At 72.9% G+C, this 12,256-nt stretch carries 13 protein-coding genes and 1 pseudogene; 6 read left to right on the forward strand and 8 right to left on the reverse strand.

The genetic code is table 11. The annotated features are described in order from the left end of the window. The first annotated feature begins 52 nt into the window (after window positions 1–52). On the forward strand, window positions 53–1,585 hold the full coding sequence (gene pdxR / locus HGK34_RS12720) for a MocR-like pyridoxine biosynthesis transcription factor PdxR (protein ID WP_201847849.1): 1,533 nt from the start codon (window positions 53–55) through the stop codon (window positions 1,583–1,585). A gap of 124 nt (window positions 1,586–1,709) precedes the next feature. On the opposite strand, the gene HGK34_RS12725 is transcribed toward pdxR, so the two are convergent. Next, window positions 1,710–2,393: a helix-turn-helix domain-containing protein gene (locus HGK34_RS12725; protein WP_201847851.1), complete on the reverse strand. Its 684-nt coding sequence runs from the start codon at window positions 2,391–2,393 to the stop codon at window positions 1,710–1,712. 96 nt (window positions 2,394–2,489) lie between these two features. Between HGK34_RS12725 and HGK34_RS12730 the strand changes: the two genes are divergently transcribed. Next, on the forward strand, window positions 2,490–3,425 hold the full coding sequence (locus tag HGK34_RS12730; RefSeq protein ID WP_201847853.1) for an oxidoreductase: 936 nt from the start codon (window positions 2,490–2,492) through the stop codon (window positions 3,423–3,425). Between the two features lie 68 nt (window positions 3,426–3,493). Here HGK34_RS12730 and HGK34_RS12735 read toward each other — a convergent pair whose 3' ends face one another. Then, a complete protein-coding gene (locus HGK34_RS12735; protein ID WP_201847855.1) occupies window positions 3,494–4,966 on the reverse strand; it encodes an NAD-dependent succinate-semialdehyde dehydrogenase in 1,473 nt (490 codons plus the stop codon). A gap of 171 nt (window positions 4,967–5,137) precedes the next feature. On the opposite strand from HGK34_RS12735, the gene HGK34_RS12740 reads away from it, so the two are divergent. After that, entirely contained in the window at window positions 5,138–5,764 is a 627-nt protein-coding gene (locus HGK34_RS12740; protein ID WP_201847857.1) for a LysE family transporter, read from the forward strand. A gap of 164 nt (window positions 5,765–5,928) precedes the next feature. On the opposite strand, the pseudogene HGK34_RS23545 reads toward HGK34_RS12740, so the two are convergent. From HGK34_RS23545 to HGK34_RS12755, 4 genes and pseudogenes are all read right to left on the reverse strand, one after another. Further along, window positions 5,929–6,039: pseudogene (locus HGK34_RS23545) on the reverse strand (glycoside hydrolase family 3 C-terminal domain-containing protein); the annotation flags it as partial. Window positions 6,040–6,057: 18 nt separating this feature from the next. Next, window positions 6,058–6,570: an alpha/beta hydrolase family protein gene (locus HGK34_RS22735; RefSeq protein ID WP_244666683.1), complete on the reverse strand. Its 513-nt coding sequence runs from the start codon at window positions 6,568–6,570 to the stop codon at window positions 6,058–6,060. Beyond that, the gene (locus tag HGK34_RS12750) at window positions 6,567–7,487 is read right to left on the reverse strand and encodes an alpha/beta hydrolase (protein ID WP_201847859.1); all 921 of its coding nucleotides are present in this window, start codon (window positions 7,485–7,487) and stop codon (window positions 6,567–6,569) included. The genes HGK34_RS22735 and HGK34_RS12750 overlap by 4 nt, the downstream gene beginning before the upstream one ends. A gap of 48 nt (window positions 7,488–7,535) precedes the next feature. Continuing rightward, window positions 7,536–8,849, reverse strand: a complete 1,314-nt coding sequence (locus tag HGK34_RS12755) for an MFS transporter (protein WP_201847861.1) — start codon at window positions 8,847–8,849, stop codon at window positions 7,536–7,538. Window positions 8,850–8,978: 129 nt separating this feature from the next. On the opposite strand from HGK34_RS12755, the gene HGK34_RS12760 reads away from it, so the two are divergent. Beyond that, window positions 8,979–10,031 carry a LacI family DNA-binding transcriptional regulator gene (locus HGK34_RS12760; protein WP_201847864.1) on the forward strand — a complete coding sequence of 351 codons (1,053 nt, stop codon included), beginning with the start codon at window positions 8,979–8,981 and terminating at the stop codon, window positions 10,029–10,031. Here HGK34_RS12760 and HGK34_RS23240 read toward each other — a convergent pair. Further along, on the reverse strand, window positions 10,009–10,134 hold the full coding sequence (locus HGK34_RS23240) for a hypothetical protein (protein ID WP_280517906.1): 126 nt from the start codon (window positions 10,132–10,134) through the stop codon (window positions 10,009–10,011). The two genes, HGK34_RS12760 and HGK34_RS23240, sit on opposite strands and share 23 nt — an antisense overlap. A gap of 79 nt (window positions 10,135–10,213) precedes the next feature. Then, a complete protein-coding gene (locus tag HGK34_RS12765; RefSeq protein WP_201847866.1) occupies window positions 10,214–11,050 on the reverse strand; it encodes an oxidoreductase in 837 nt (278 codons plus the stop codon). A 92-nt stretch (window positions 11,051–11,142) separates the two neighbouring features. Between HGK34_RS12765 and HGK34_RS12770 the strand changes: the two genes are divergently transcribed. Beyond that, on the forward strand, window positions 11,143–11,700 hold the full coding sequence (locus HGK34_RS12770; protein WP_201847868.1) for a TetR/AcrR family transcriptional regulator: 558 nt from the start codon (window positions 11,143–11,145) through the stop codon (window positions 11,698–11,700). Window positions 11,701–11,915: 215 nt separating this feature from the next. Beyond that, a complete protein-coding gene (locus HGK34_RS12775; RefSeq protein WP_201847870.1) occupies window positions 11,916–12,236 on the forward strand; it encodes a hypothetical protein in 321 nt (106 codons plus the stop codon). The last annotated feature ends 20 nt before the right edge of the window (window positions 12,237–12,256 follow it).

A 12,256-nucleotide genomic window follows, 5' to 3' on the forward strand; every position in this document is an offset into this window, starting at 1 on the left:
GCACATTGGTCCCTTGGACAGAGCCAAGAAGATCTCATCGGAGGGTACCAAGATGCCGGGAGCCGACTTCCTCCAGCTGGATCCCGCCCGTGCGCCCGCCGGCGGCCTGACCACCTGGCTCACCGACGCGTTGCGCGACGCGGTCCGCGACGGCCGCCTCCGCGCCGGTGACCGCCTGCCCGCGACCCGGGTGCTGGCCGGCCAGCTCGGCTGCTCACGGGGCGTCGTCGTGGACGCCTACCGGCGGCTCACCGACGAAGGCCTGCTGAGCGGCCGCCGAGGCGGCGGGACGACAGTCCGTACCGACTGGCTGCCCGCGCCCGCGGAGCCCGCCCGCACCCCTGGCCGCACGCCACGCACCCCCACCCCATCCGCCACCACGACGCCGGGCACGACGTCGCCAGGCACCACGTCGCCGGACATCACGTCGCCGGACATCACGGCACACGGTGGCGGGCCTCCCGCCGGCTTGCCACGGATCGACCTCTCCCCCGGCCTTCCCGACCTGTCGGCGTTCCCCCGTGCCGCCTGGGCGCGTGCGGAGCGCGCGGCACTGAGCAGCCTGGCGTCCGCGGACCTCGGCTACGGCGATCCCCGTGGCCTGCCCGCCCTGCGCGAGGTCCTCGCCGGCTGGCTCGCCCGCACCCGCGGGGTGCGCGCACACCCCGACGAGATCCTGGTCGTCAACGGTGTGTCACAGGGCCTGCTGCTGCTGGCGACGGTGCTGCGCGACCACGGGATCACGCGGATCGGCTTCGAGGACCCCGGCTCGCGCGGAGCGCGCGAGCACATACGGCGCTGGGGCGTCGATCCGGTCCCGCTGCCGGTGGACGACGACGGTCTCAACGTCGCCGCGCTCGACGCCTCCGGTCTCGAGGCCGTCCTGGTCACGCCCGCGCACCAGTTCCCGACCGGTGTGGCACTCGCCCCCGGGCGGCGGCGAGAACTGGTGGCGTGGTCCTCCGGGCCGTCGCCGCGGACGGAACGGCCGGACGGCTTCCCCGCCCGTCTGGTGGTGGAGGACGACTACGACGCCGAGCACCGCTACGACCGGCCCCCGGTGCCCGCCCTGCGCGGGCTGGCCCCGGACCGCGTGGTGCACCTGGGCAGCGTGTCCAAGTCGCTCGCGCCCGCGCTGCGGCTGGGCTGGATGCTGGCGCCCGCCCCGATGCGCGCCGAGCTGACCGAGGCGCGGTACTGGACCGACCTCGCGAGCCCCGCCCTGGGACAGCTCGCGCTCGCGCACTTCATCACCTCGGGCGCGTTCGACCGGCACCTGAGGCAGGTGCGGCGGCGCCACCGCGCCCGGCGCGACGCGCTGCTGGCCGCGCTCGCCACGCACCTGCCGGCAGCGACCGTGCACGGCGTGGCAGCGGGCCTGCACCTGCTGGTCACGCTGCCCGGCGACGTGGACGACGCCGCGCTCGCCGCCCGGGCCGCCGAGTCAGGGGTCACCGTGCACCCGCTGTCGTCCCACCGTCGCGGGGCGGGACCGCCCGGCCTCGTCATCGGGTACGCCGCCGCCGGGCCGGACCGCCTCCGGGAGGCGGTCCGTCGGCTGGCCGCGGTGTCGCGGTCCGCCTGACGTGCGGCCGTGACGCAGGGTCCGGCACGCGGCAGAGCCCGCCACGCCGCAGGGTCCGACACGCGGTGGGGCCGGACACGCGGTGGGGCCGGACATACGGCAGGGCAGGATCCCGACGCCGGCCTCAGACCAGGCCGAGCTCCCGGGCGCGCACCCCGGCCTGGAACCGGGAGTCGGCGCCGAGCGCGGCCATCAGCTCGGCCACCCGGCGCCGGTAGGTGCGCAGGCCGAGCCCGAGCTCCCGGGCGGCCGTCTCGTCCTTGACGCCGCGCCCGAGCAGGTCCAGCACCTGGGGCGCGAGGCGGCGGATCTCCGCGGCCCCGGCGTCGAACAGGTCCAGGTCGGCGGCCCCGCGCCAGGCGGCCTCGAACAGGGAGCTCACGCCGCGGACGGCCTCGCGCCGGGTGATGAGACTGTAGGTGCGCTCGCCGGAGCGCAGGTCGCCGGCCAGGATGACGAGCCGCCCGTCGATGATGATCGTCTCGTTCACCTCCTGGTCGGCGACGCGGACCTCGACGCCCGGGTGTTCCAGCACCGTGGCCATTCGCTGCGACCAGGCCGGGTCCAGGAGCATGCCCGAGCGGTAGACCTTGCGGATCCGCGCGTCGGGCCGGCGCGGGGTGATGGACCTGCCCGAGAACCCCGGGGAGTCGCCGGGGCCGTGCGTCCATCCCCAGGACGCGAGCGTGTTGGCCGCGCAGGTGAGACTCCTCGCGTCGGCGAAGAGGTGCGCCGTCCGGCGGAACACCTCCTCCTCGCCGCGTACCACGGTGATCCCCGCATCGGTCGTCCTGACTGTGCCCGCCATGTCCTCCACCCTTCCGGCTGCCTCGTGGCCCGTCCAGCCGTGGCAACAACCTGCCAGCGGCTGCGCTTCCGGCGGCGCGCGGTCCACGCTGGCCGCATGACGACCAACGACATCACGACCACCACCCCGTCGGCCCGCGCCGCAGGTACCTGGCGCCTCGGCGACCGCACGGTGAACCGGATCGGCTTCGGCGCCATGCGCCTGACCGGAATGCCCTGGGACGAGAAGCCCCGCGACCGGGACACCGCGATCGCCGTCCTGCGCCGCGCCGTCGAGCTCGGCGTGAACCACATCGACACGGCCGCCTTCTACTTCCTGCCCACCCGCTCGGCCAACGAGCTCATCTCCACGGGCCTCTACCCGTACGGGGACGACGTGGTGATCGCCACCAAGGTGGGTCCCGTCCGGGAAGGTTCGGGCGGGCTCGCGTTCGCGCCCTACGCGCGGCCCGACGAGCTGCGCGGCCAGGTGGAGGAAAACCTCCGCCAGCTCGGTGTCGACCACCTGGACCTCGTCAACCTGCGCTGGGGATCCGGCATGGGCAAGGAGGCAGGCTCCCTGGCCGACCACGTGAGCGCACTGACCGAGCTGCGCGAGGCCGGGCTCCTGGCGCACATCGGCGTCTCCAACGTCGACGCGGGCCAGCTCACGGAGGCGATGGGGATCACGCAGGTGGCCGCGGTGCAGAACCGCTACGGCCTCACCGAGCGCGGGGACGACGACCTGGTCGCCCTGACCGGGAAGCACGGCATCGCGTTCGTGCCCTTCTTCTCCGTCGGCGCCGCCGTTCCCGGCGCGGTCCCGGGCGGCGCGGTCATGACCGGCGAGTCGGAGGTCGCCGCCGTCGCCGCGGCCCACGACGTCACGCCCGCGCAGGTCCGGCTCGCCTGGACCCTGCACCGCGGCGAGCACGTGCTGGCCATACCGGGCACCGGGGACCTCGCGCACCTGGAGCAGAACATCGCCGCCGGGGCCCTGCGCCTCACCGACGACGAGCTCGCACGCCTGGACGCCGTCACGCCACCGGCCTGAGGCATCCCGAAGGAACCGGCCGTCCGGGCCCGTCTCCGCGCGCGGGACGGGCCCGGACGGGCCGCGCGTCAGGCGAACGGGTCCGGCGTCAGCGTGTACTTGGTCTCCAGGTACTCGGCGATCCCCTCGACACCGCCCTCGCGGCCCAGGCCGGAGGACTTCCAGCCGCCGAACGGAGCGGCCGCGTTGGACACCACGCCCAGGTTCAGCCCCATCATCCCCGTGGCCAGCCGCTCGATCATGCGCTGCCCGCGCGCCAGGTCGCGGGTGTAGACGTAGGACACCAGCCCGTACTCGGTGTCGTTGGCCAGGCGCACGGCCTCGTCCTCGTCGTCGAAGGGGACGACGGCGAGCACCGGGCCGAAGATCTCCTCGCGCAGCAGCTCGCTCCCGGCAGGCACGTCGCCGAGCACCGTGGCGGGGAAGAAGGAGCCGGGCCCGGCGACGAGCTCCCCGCCCAGGCGCAGGACCGCGCCGCGGTCCACGGCGTCGCGCACGAGGCTCGCCGACTTGGCCACGGCGGCGTCGTCGATGAGCGGCCCGATCGTGACGCCTTCCTCCGTACCGCGCCCGCTGCGGAACTCCGCCACCCGCTTCGTGACCCGCTCGGTGAACTCGGCGGCGACCGAACGGTGCACGAGGAACCGGTTGGCGGCCGTGCACGCCTGGCCGATGTTGCGGAACTTCGCCGCCAGCGCCCCCTGGACGGCCTTGTCCAGGTCGGCGTCCTCGAACACGACGAACGGCGCGTTGCCGCCCAGCTCCATCGACGTGCGCAGCACGCCCCCCGCGGCCTGGCGCAGCAGGGTGCGTCCCACCGGTGTGGACCCGGTGAACGACAGCTTGCGCAGCCGCGGGTCGCCGATGATCGCCTCGGACACCGGCCCCGGGGACGACGTCGTGACCACGTTCAGCACGCCGGCCGGCAGCCCGGCCTCGGCGAGGAGCTGCGCGAGGTACATCGTGGTCAGGGGCGTGGCCTCGGCGGGCTTGACCACGGCCGTGCAGCCGGCCGCGAGCGCCGGGGCGATCTTGCGGGTGGCCATGGCGAGGGGGAAGTTCCAGGGGGTGATGAGGTAGCAGGGGCCCACGGGGTGTCGGCTGACGATCATGCGGCCGGTGCCCTCGGGGTTGACGCCGTACCGTCCGGCGATGCGGGGGGCCTCCTCGCTGAACCAGCGCAGGAACTCGCCGCCGTAGGTGACCTCGCCGCGCGCTTCGGCCAGCGGTTTTCCCATCTCGATGGTCATGAGGAGCGCGACCTGGTCGGCGCGTTCGGTGAGCAGGTCGAAGGCGCGGCGCAGGATCTCGCCGCGTGCGCGGGGCGGCGTGGCTGCCCAGTGGTCGGCGGCGTCGCAGGCGGCGTCGAGGGCGGCGGTGCCGTCGGCGGGGGTGGCGTCGGCGACGTTCTTGACGACGTCGCCGGTGGCGGGGTCGGTGACGGCGAGGGTGGCGCCGCCGGTGGCGGGCCGCCAGTGGCCGCCGATGTGGAGGCCGTCGGGGACGGTGGCCAGGAGCTGGGTCTCGCGGGGGTCGGTCATCGGGTCTCGGACTCCTTCGTCTCGCGCGTCGCGGGCGGTCGGCCCGGTTCGCCGTCGGGCTCCTCGTCCCGGAGGGTACCTCCAGGCCGTCGCGCGGGGGGCGGTGGAGGTGCCGTCGGCGGCCGGTGCACGGTTCGGGGAGCGTGCGGCTGAGCCCGTAGGCTGTCCGCCGTGCCGCTCTCCCTCTGGTTGGCCCTGGTCGGTGCGGGCGTCCTGATCTCCTTCACGCCCGGCGCCGGGGCGGTCAACACGATGTCGAACGCGATGACGTCGGGCTGGGCCCGGTCGATCTGGGGGATCCTCGGTCAGCAGGCGGCGCTGCTGATCCACATCGTGGTGGTGGCGGCCGGGGTGGGGGTGCTGGTCGCGGGCACGCCGTGGCTGTTCGACACGATCCGTTACGCCGGTGCGGCCTATCTGGTCTACCTGGGCGTGCGGCAGTTCCTGACGCGGCCGGGCCCGGGGGTCGGCACGGACGGCGGTGCCGGGGTGCCTGAGCCCGTCCCGTCGATGTTCCGGCGCGGGCTCCTGGTGAATCTCACCAACCCGAAGGCGATCGTGTTCTTCCTGGCGTTCGTGCCGCAGTTCGTGCGGCCGGATCGGCCTCTGGCCGGCCAGTACGCGGTCCTGGCCGCGACGGTCGTGGCCATCGATGTCCTGGTCATGTGGTTCTTCTTCGCGACGACCGCGCGCGGGCTGGGCCGGCTGACCGCCGGGGAGTCGGGTTCGAGGACCGTCAACCGCGTGTTCGGGAGCTTGTTCGTGGGGGTGGGTGTGCTGCTCGCCGTGATGCACTGACGTCTGGTGGCGGCGGGGGTGGCGCGGGGAGTCACGACGGTCGCCTGGACTCGGCGGTGGGGGTGGCGGTTGCCGTTGTGACGTCGCGCACCGGCAGGTGGTCCTCGTCGGCCGGCCACGTGACCTGGGAGGCGTCCTCCCGGCTCCCGGTCACCGCTGAGCACGTCGGCCGGCGCCGCCCCGAACTCCTGGCCGGGGAACCACGCCGCGACGACGGCGGCGACCTCGTCCCGCCAGGGAAGGAGCACGGGGGCGCCCGCGTTGACGACCACCACGGTGCGGGTTCGCGGCCGCTACGGCCCGCACGAGGTGACGTGCCTCTCGGGGCCGTCCACGCTCCGCAGCGCCTCGACGATCTGGTTCCGCCAGGCCCTGGCCGCTGGTGAGATCTTCGTGAAGATCGCGGTGCTGTGCACCTGTCCGGGGTGCAGCCGGAAGCGGGCGGGAACCCCGGCCTCGTTCAGCCGCTCCACATAGGCGGCGTCGTCGTCGCGCACCAGGATGTCCGTGCTCCTGTCGAAGACCGATCCGAGCACCCAGCCGCCTCCGTGGAAGTAGAGGTGGATCGGGTGCGGCCCGTCCGTGAAGGGCCGGTAGACCCGCAGCACGACGGACCCGTCCCGGACGGGGATCTCGTGATCCTCGACGCTGCGCACCTCGGGACCGGGCTCGGCCAGCTGCGGCAGCCCGGCTTCGACGTTCCGACGTACCTGCGCGCGCAGCGCGTCGTAGTCGTCGGTGACCACGGGCTCGCCGGAGTGGTGGGCGAGCAGCGGCGCGATGATCGGGTCGAGCGGCATGGTCACCTCACGCTCGTCGGGGCGGCCGGCTCGCCCCCGCGTGCCGCGGACTGCGGATCGGTGACGCCGGCCGACGTGGGGGCGCCGTCCACGGGCGGTTCGTGCGCCTCGCCGATCAGATCCGGACGGGTCAGCCAGGCGCTGATCCGCCGCACGGTGCGCCGGGCCCCGGGCGCGCTGGTCTCGTTGAGGTGGCCGTGGCCGACGCCGACCTCACGCACGACGGTGACGTCCACACCCGCCAGCGCGAGCGCCGCGGCGTAGGCCTCTCCGGACGCGCGCAGGCCGTCGTGGTCGGAGTTGACGATCAGGGTGGGCGGCAGCCCGTCGAGCACGCCGTTGGCCGGGAACGCGTACGGGTGGGTGAGCAGGTCCTCCTGACCGACGTAGTTCAGGTTGAGTTCCCGGCTCGCCTCAGGGCTGAACTGCTCATCCTGGGGCAGCCGCGCCACCTTCGCCCGGAGTTCCGCGGAGGCCGGCGGGACCTGGTCGTGCAGCACCGGGTAGACGAGCACGCTCGACCGGGGCAGGCGGCCTCGCCCGTCCCGGGCCTGCATCGCGACGGACGCCGCGAGGTTCCCCCCGGCGCTCCCGCCCCCGAGGTGCCAGTTCTCGGGTGCCACGCCGAGCCGGTGCTCACCGGTGGCCCAGGTCCACGCGGCCAGGACGTCGTCGCCGGGCACGGGGAAGTGCACGCCGTCGAGCGCGAGCCGGTAGTCGACCGAGACGACGGTGATCCCGGCCTCCGCGAGGCGGCGGCTGACCCAGTCCGCCTCGGGCACGTCCAGGTCGCCCTGGTAGAAGGCTCCGCCGTGCAGCCACACGAGGCCGGTGCCTTCCGGCTGCACGGGTTCGTAGACGCGGACGGGCACGGGGCCGTGCGGGCCCGGGACGCTGTCCTCGCTCACGCGGGTGATGGTCATGGTGCTCCCTGGGAATCTGTCGGGGCGGGGGGCGTCGGAGAGCGCGGGTCAGTGGTCCGCGGGGGCCGGGGCGGACACGGAGGCGCCCTGCCCGAGCTCCTCGGTGCGGGCCTCGGCGTGCTCCTCGGTGCGGAACTCGTTGCGCGAGCGGCGCAGCACGAGGCCTCCGACGAGGTACCCCACGCCCGTCACGACGGCGAGCCCGACGTAGACACCTTGCAGGTTCCACTGCAGGAGGGCGGGCGTGACGGTCGCCAGCAGCGCTGCCGCCACCCGGGCGAAGGCCACGATGCCGCCCTGGGCCGTGGACCGGAGCATGGTGGGGAAGGACTCCTGGGTCCAGACCTTCATGATTCCCTCGAAGGCGAACGTGTTGCCGACGAGGGCCAGGAACAGGGCGACGACCATGGTCGTCAGCGTGAATCCGACGACGGCCAGGTACAGGTAGCTCGCCGCGGCGAGCACGGCGCCGACGGTGAAGAAGGCCATCCGCCAGCGGGTGTCCACGAACTTCATGAACAGCAGCCCGGGCGCGAAGCTGACCACCATCGCGATCAGCGCCCACTGGTTGAACGTCTCGACACTCGTCCCGGCGAAGTTCGTGGCGATGAACGTGTTGAACGAACCGGTCGTGTTCGCCCCCAGGTTGGTCAGGGTGTAGAAGACGATCAGCGCGATGAACGGCGTCGAGTACGGGGTGCGCAACAGGTCGCGCAGGCGGGCCCGCGGACGTGACTCGGCCTCTCCGGCGTCACGGCGCCGGCGCGCCTCCAGCCACAGGCCGGACTCCGGGATGCTGAGGCGGGCGACGAGTACCAGGAGCGCGACGGCGCCGACCTGGCCGAACATGAGCTGCCCGCCGAGGCGGCCCAGGCCGCCGGAGACGGACGCGAGAGCGATGGAGCTGAGGATGCCCGCCACCCAGAGCATGTTCGACAGCAGGATGAGCTTGCCGCGGTTGCGGTCGCTGGCCGACTCGGCGATGGTCGCCAGCGACACCGGCAGGTCCGCTCCGACGCCGAGGCCGACGAGGACGACCCCCGGCAGCAGTACGGGGAAGGTGGTCCCGAACGTGGTCAGTACGCTGCCTGCCACGATCAGCGCCATCGTGACGATGAACACCCGGCGCCGGCCGAAACGGTCGCCGAGGCGCCCTCCGACCAGCGCACCGATGGCGATGCAGAAGGTCAGCGCCCCAGACATGATGCCGATCTGGCCGGGGGTGATGCCGATCGTGAACTGGTAGATCACCAGCGCGATACCGACCGCCAGGATGGCGGCCGCGTCGATGTAGGAAGCCATACCGGCGACGACACCGGTCCACCACTCGTTCGGTGCTCTGCGTGCGACGTGTTCAGACATGGTCCCGGTTCTCCCTTGAACGATGGTACGGACCTTGCATCACTCACACGTGTGAGTGACACGTGTGAGTACTGCAGGGTGCTACCTGGGCGCAACGCAAGAGGCCTGGACACGAGGGGGACGGTGACCGTGAACGGAAGACGGGCAACAGCCGCAGACGTCGCGGCGGCCGCGGGCGTGTCCCGCTCGACCGTCAGCTACATCCTCAACGGGAGCGACCGGCAGTCCTTCTCCCCCGAGACCGTCGCCAGGGTGCGCGCCGCCGCGGCCGAGCTGGCCTACCTGCCGCACGCGGCAGCCCGCGCACTGCGCAAGGGGCAGTCGGGGATCGTGCTGCTGGTGCTGCCCGACGTGCCGGGCAGCACGAACTTCGCGAAGCTGGTCGCAGCCCTGACCGACGCCGTACGCGCCACGGGCCGCTCCCTGGTCACCCTCACGGTGCGCCCCGGAAACCGCCTGGTCGACGCGCTTCGCGACATCTCACCACAGGCCCTGCTCGAGGTCCTCCCCCTGCCGGAGGAGGACTCGGCCGCGGCGCTCGCGGCGAACGTCCCCGTCGTCGTCGTGACGTCCTCGATCGAGAGTCTCGACCGTGCCGCCGGCGCCCTGCAGGTCGAGCACCTGGCGGCCCTCGGCCACCGGCGCCTGGGCATCCTCACGGTCAGCGACGCCCAGGTGCACCCCTTCTCGGCGACTCGGCTGACCGCGGCGACCGCCGCCGTCGAGAAGCTCGGCCTCGCGCCACCCCGGGTGGCCTCGGTCACCGGCCCACCCGACGCGAGGGCCATCGGCGCGGTCGCCACGACACTGCGGGACTGGACCACCGGGGAGGACCCGGTCACCGCCGTGTGCTGCTTCAACGACCTGTTCGCCGCCGTCACGGTGGCGGCGGCCCGCTCCGCCGGGCTCGACGTCCCGGGAGACCTCTCGATCGTCGGGATGGACGACGAGCCCCTCGCCGGCCTGCTGGGGCCGACACTGACGACCGTCCGGTACGACTTCACGGGAACGGGTGCCCACATCCGCGAGCGCCTGCGCCACGCCCTCGACGACGGTCCGGCCGCGGCGCCGATCAGCAGTGACGCCGTGCGGGTCGTCGAGCGGGAGTCGACGGCGCCCGTCGGCGGCGAGGACGCGGCCGGCCCGGCCGGGCGGGACGTCAGCCCACCACGAACGTCCTGATGCTCCGGGCCGGCTGCGCGCCGGTGGAGCCGTCCGTCATGGTGAACGTGGTGTCGTGGGCGAAGGGCCGGTTCGCGTCGGTCAGCCAGGTGGAGATCGTCACCGACCCGGCGTCCCGGTGTCGTGGAGAGTGGACGACGGCGGGTTCCACGGGGAGGCAGCAGGTGGCGCCCGGCCCCGGGTCAGACCCCGAAGGCGCGGCGGATCAGGGCGTCGAAGGCGCGGTCGGGCAGGAGCCGGCGCAGGAACACCAGGGGCGCGGCGCCGAAGCCGATGCGGTAGCGGGTGCGCGGGCGGCGAGCCGTGGCGATCTTGACGATGGTCCTGCCGATGACCTCCGGGCCGGACGTCATCCGGGCATCGGGCTGCGAACTCGCCGCGAGAGTCGCGGCGACGCCGTCGGCCATCGCGGAGTATGCACCGGCACCGGACGTCTCTTGGACGCCCTGCGCCGCGATGGCGCCCCACTCGGTGCGGATGGATCCGGGCTCTACGACCACGACCCGGATCCCGAACTGCGCGGTCTCCAGGCGCAGGGCGTCACTGAGCGCCTCGACCGCGAACTTGCTGGCGTGGTACCAGCCCCCCAGGGGAGTGACGAACCGGCCCCCCATGGAGCTGATGTTGATGACCGTACCGCTGCGCCGGGCGCGCATGTGCGGCAGCACCAGCTGGGTGAGCCGGGCCAGCCCGAAGACGTTGACCTCGATCTGGGAACGCGCCTCGGCGAGAGGAACGTCCTCGACCGCGCCGTAGGAACCGTAACCCGCGTTGTTGACCAGTACGTCGATGCGGCCCGAGGTACGAACGATCTCGTCGACCGCGTCGCGGATCGAGGCGTCGTCGGTGAGGTCGAGCCCGAGCACCCGGACGCCCGCATTCCGCAGGGCCGACATGCGGTCGATGCGCCGGGCCGCGGCGTAGACGGTGTAGCCGGCGTCCTGGAGCCGCAGGGCGGCATCGGCACCGATCCCGGAGGATCCTCCGGTGACGAGTGCGACGCGGGTGGTACTGGACATGTGGCTCCCTCGTTCGTCATCCAACCGGTTAGTTACAAGCTAGGCCGACGCGAGACCCCTGTCAACTGACTGGTTGGTTGTAGAATCCTCGCATGGCCACCCGCGACTCCGAAGCGACGAAGCGGCGCATCCTCGGGGCCGCCACCACCGAGTTCGCCGAGCACGGCCTCGCCGGTGCACGGGTCGACCGGATCGCCCAGAAAGCCGCCGCGAACAAGCAGCTCATCTACGCCTACTTCGGAGGCAAGGAGGAGCTGTTCGACCACGTCCTCGGGACCAGTCTCACCCTCCTGCTCGACACGGTCCCCTTCACCGCCTCCGACCTCCCCGCATACGCCGGCGCGCTGTTCGACTTCGCCGTGGCCAACCCGCAGCTGGTCCGGCTGATGCGCTGGCACCAGCTCGAACGCCCCGGTGTCCTGGACCAGCTGCCGGCGATCACCAGCTCGACCCTGCGCAAGCTCGACGCCCTGGACGCCGCGCAGCGGGCGGGCGAGGTCACCCGCGCCCTGCCCGCCGGCCAGCTGCTCGCGCTCCTGCTGGCGCTCATCCATGGCGGCGCCGAGGCCACCATCGACTCCGGGCACGAGCTCGCGATCCAGCGGGAGACACTCGTCACGGGCGTGCGCAGGCTGGTCGCCCCCTCCTGACGGCCGGCGGCTGAGGACGCCCGTCGCGAAGCGGATGTCGGGCTGCAGGGCCGCGGCCGCGCTGCCGTTGCACACCTTGCCGTAGGCGGAGGTGCCCTGGTGAGGGGCCTGAGCCAGGAGGCCGGGGGCGGCGCCCGCGGGGCCGCGGAACAGTTCTGGGCCCGGCCGCGGGAGGTCGATGTAGGGTACGGGCGAGTACCTCGAAGGAGGGATATATGAGGACGTTCCTCGCAGTTCTGATCGCCATCGTGGTCGGTGCGTCGGCAACCTCACCGGTGGCTTACGCGTTGCAGAGTTCGACCACGGGCGGCTACGCCTCCACCTACAACTGGCACAACATGTATTCGTGTGACTCGATGAACGATGGCAACACGTTCGAGAACCAGAGCTGGAACAGCGCGGGCCAGCGCACGATCGTGAAGGACAACTACGGCGGTGGCTGTTCCGGCCTGGACCTGGCCTCGGTCCGTGTGAAGTTCCGTGGCTGTCGGGACCGGATCTTCGACAACTGCGGGCCGATGAGGTATTCCTCCTGATCGCCGTCCGGCGTGGCGTC

Origin of the sequence: Myceligenerans indicum (genome assembly GCF_016742955.1) — a bacterium.
Taxonomy (GTDB): Bacteria; Actinomycetota; Actinomycetes; order Actinomycetales; family Cellulomonadaceae; genus Myceligenerans; species Myceligenerans indicum.

What these genes read in the sequence shown, in the direction of transcription:
- pdxR (WP_201847849.1), top strand. Translation starts at nt 53, where the DNA reads ATGCCGGGAGCCGACTTCCTCCAGCTGGATCCCGCCCGTGCGCCCGCC.
- HGK34_RS12725 (WP_201847851.1), bottom strand. Translation starts at nt 2,393, where the DNA reads ATGGCGGGCACAGTCAGGACGACCGATGCGGGGATCACCGTGGTACGC.
- HGK34_RS12730 (WP_201847853.1), top strand. Translation starts at nt 2,490, where the DNA reads ATGACGACCAACGACATCACGACCACCACCCCGTCGGCCCGCGCCGCA.
- HGK34_RS12735 (WP_201847855.1), bottom strand. Translation starts at nt 4,966, where the DNA reads ATGACCGACCCCCGCGAGACCCAGCTCCTGGCCACCGTCCCCGACGGC.
- HGK34_RS12750 (WP_201847859.1), bottom strand. Translation starts at nt 7,487, where the DNA reads ATGACCATCACCCGCGTGAGCGAGGACAGCGTCCCGGGCCCGCACGGC.
- HGK34_RS12755 (WP_201847861.1), bottom strand. Translation starts at nt 8,849, where the DNA reads ATGTCTGAACACGTCGCACGCAGAGCACCGAACGAGTGGTGGACCGGT.
- HGK34_RS12765 (WP_201847866.1), bottom strand. Translation starts at nt 11,050, where the DNA reads ATGTCCAGTACCACCCGCGTCGCACTCGTCACCGGAGGATCCTCCGGG.
- HGK34_RS12770 (WP_201847868.1), top strand. Translation starts at nt 11,143, where the DNA reads ATGGCCACCCGCGACTCCGAAGCGACGAAGCGGCGCATCCTCGGGGCC.
- HGK34_RS12775 (WP_201847870.1), top strand. Translation starts at nt 11,916, where the DNA reads ATGAGGACGTTCCTCGCAGTTCTGATCGCCATCGTGGTCGGTGCGTCG.